General features: G+C 45.8%; 1 protein-coding gene. It reads left to right on the forward strand.

The features are described 5' to 3' along the window. The first annotated feature begins 141 nt into the window (after window positions 1-141). A complete protein-coding gene (locus tag VN105_RS09230; protein WP_325640101.1) occupies window positions 142-1368 on the forward strand; it encodes a metallophosphoesterase family protein in 1227 nt (408 codons plus the stop codon). The last annotated feature ends 219 nt before the right edge of the window (window positions 1369-1587 follow it).

The raw sequence follows: 1587 nt of genomic DNA on the forward strand, positions 1-1587 counted from the left end.
AAAGCGCAGTCTATCCAATTATATTTTTTCATTATTCATAAATAACGTGATGCTACAGCTGCCATTCATATAAAAATAGCTTCTTTTCTTAATTCCTTTACTATTTTTAATCGCTATCCTGATATATACAATATATTAAATATGATAAAATCAAACAGTGAACAATCCAGGAGATCATTCCTTGGCAACCTTTCCAAAGCAGGCATACTGGGCATTACCGGCATTGTACCCGCGGCCGCCAAAGCAGGCATATTGCCGGGAACTGCCGCCACAGCAGCGCCTGAACATGCCTTCCTCTGTAAACCTTATCTCCAGTATCCCGGCCCGCATACCATTTCAGTGATGTGGCTTACCAGCCGGCCCTGCTACAGCTGGGTGGAATACGGAACAGACGGGCAGCTCAGCAAAAAAGCCCACCGCATTACAAACGGACTGGTAGACGCCAACAACCGCCTGCATCGCATAGAACTTGATCAGCTGGAACCGGGCAAAAAGTACAGTTACAAGGTATGCTCAAAAGATATCGTGTCGTTTGAGCCTTATAAACTTACCTATGGCGATACCATAGAAAGCGCTACCTATACCTTTACAGCGCCCGATCCGCAGAAGAAAGAAGTTTCCTGGGTGATCATCAACGATATCCACGACCGCCCGGCTTCCATTCCCCACCTGATGAAACTGAACGGCGATGATCCTTATGATTTCGTGTTTTTCAACGGGGATGTATTCAACTACCAGTCGGATGAGCAACAGATCATTGACCACATGCTCACTCCCTGCGGCGATACCTTTTCCACCCAAACACCGTTCATGTACGTACGCGGCAACCATGAAACCCGCGGAAAATATGCCAGGGAATGGCATCAGTATTTCGACAATCCCGGCCACAATAACTATTTCACCTTTAACATAGGCCCCGTATCGGCCATTGTACTGGATACAGGAGAAGATAAAGAAGATGAACACCCGGTTTACGCGGGCATTGTTGACTTTGACGCTTACCGGGAGCAACAGGCACACTGGCTGGAGCAACAGCTGCAAAGTCCTGCTTTCAGGAAAGCAAAACACAAAGTGGTAATGATGCACATTCCGCATTATCACTCCGGCGACTGGCATGGTGTGAAACATTGCCGCGAGCTATTTGGCGGCCTGTTCAACAAACATAAAATTGATATCCTTATTTGCGGTCATACTCACAAATACGGTGTATATGCACCTGCAAAAGGGGAGCATGAATACCCGCTTATTATTGGCGGCGGGCCTAAAGACGGCTATCGTACACTGATAAAAATAAAAGCCGATCAGCATAAACTGGTACTCACCATGCTGAAAGACGATGGTACAAAAGTGGGTGAGTACACCGTGTAAATACAAGCTGAAAACTGGTGTACACATGCTGAAAAGCGGCGGTGAATACTGTACCAACCGGGTTTTCACCATGTTGAAAAACAATGACAAGAAAGTGGATGAATATACTTTGTAAGTACAAAATGCCGGGATAAAACCCCGGCATTTTTATTTTAATTTATCTTCCTTTTTCCCCGGCTCCCAATACCACAGCCTGTTCCCGCAGGGGTATCTATATAA

The sequence above is a fragment of the Chitinophaga sp. genome (assembly GCF_035564935.1).
In the GTDB taxonomy this organism is placed as follows: Bacteria; Bacteroidota; Bacteroidia; order Chitinophagales; family Chitinophagaceae; genus Chitinophaga.